Annotated in this window: 1 protein-coding gene; it reads left to right on the top strand. The window is 56.2% G+C overall.

The window, feature by feature from the left end:
• Positions 1 to 1,030, top strand: a 1,030-nt coding sequence (locus ACOCD2_RS21760) for an HAD-IC family P-type ATPase (protein ID WP_293702755.1), incomplete at both ends; no start/stop codon positions are given.

The following is a 1,030-nucleotide window of genomic DNA, read 5'->3' as shown; positions in this document are numbered from 1 at the left end:
AAAGTTAAAATTGGAGATATCATTCCCGCCGATATCAAGTTGCTGGGAGGGGGTGATTTTCTGCAGATAGACCAGTCCGCCCTGACCGGTGAATCCTTGCCGGTGGACAGAGAGGCTGGCCAGGAAGCCTATGCCAATACTGTCGTCAAGCAGGGTGAGATGGTGGCCATTGTCACCGGCACAGGCCTGAACACTTACTTTGGAAAGACCGTCGGTCTGGTAGCCAGGGCGCAAATGGAAGGGCGCAGCCATTTCAAACGCATGGTCATCAAGGTAGGAAACTTCCTCATCCTGCTTACCCTGGCGATGATCGCCATCATCATCTATCTGGGAATTCAGCGTCATGAACCGCTCACTGAAGTACTGATCTTCTCTCTGGTGCTGACCATCTCAGCAATTCCCGTAGCGATGCCCGCTGTACTTACGGTCACCATGGCGATTGGCGCCACCGCCCTGGCAAAAAAACAGGCCATCGTCAGCCGCCTGGACGCCATCGAGGAACTGGCCGGCATGGATATTCTGTGTTCGGACAAAACGGGAACGCTGACGCAGAACCGCATGTCTGTCGCGCCCGCCTATGTGGCCGGTGATTTTGGCGAAGATGATCTGTTTCTGTACGCGGCGCTGGCCAGCCGGGAGGAAAACCAGGACCCCATCGAACAACCCATCTTCGAAATCCTGAATCGTCGTGGCCTGCAGGGCATGCTGAGCCACTACACGCTGAAGAAATTCGTGCCTTTCGATCCGGTCTCGAAGCGCACAGAAGCCACCTTCTCCAGCGGCAATGGGCCGGACCTGATCGTTACCAAAGGCGCACCGCAGGTCATCATCGATCTGTGCCACAACCGTGATATGGACAAGCAGGCGGCTTTCGCCCAGGTCAACACCTTCGCACAGCGCGGTTTTCGCACGCTGGGCGTGGCTTTCAGGACAGCAGATGCCGATACATTTACCTTTGTCGGCCTGATCCCTCTGTTCGACCCTCCCAGGAAAGATTCCAAACGCACCATTGCCGAGGCCAAGGCCAAGG

Origin of the sequence: Thiolapillus sp., assembly GCF_048562965.1 — a bacterium.
Lineage (GTDB): Bacteria > Pseudomonadota > Gammaproteobacteria > Chromatiales > Chromatiaceae > Thiolapillus > Thiolapillus brandeum_A.
The sequence above is the reverse complement of the archived record's forward strand: the minus strand, read 5'-3'. Positions and strand labels throughout refer to the sequence as shown.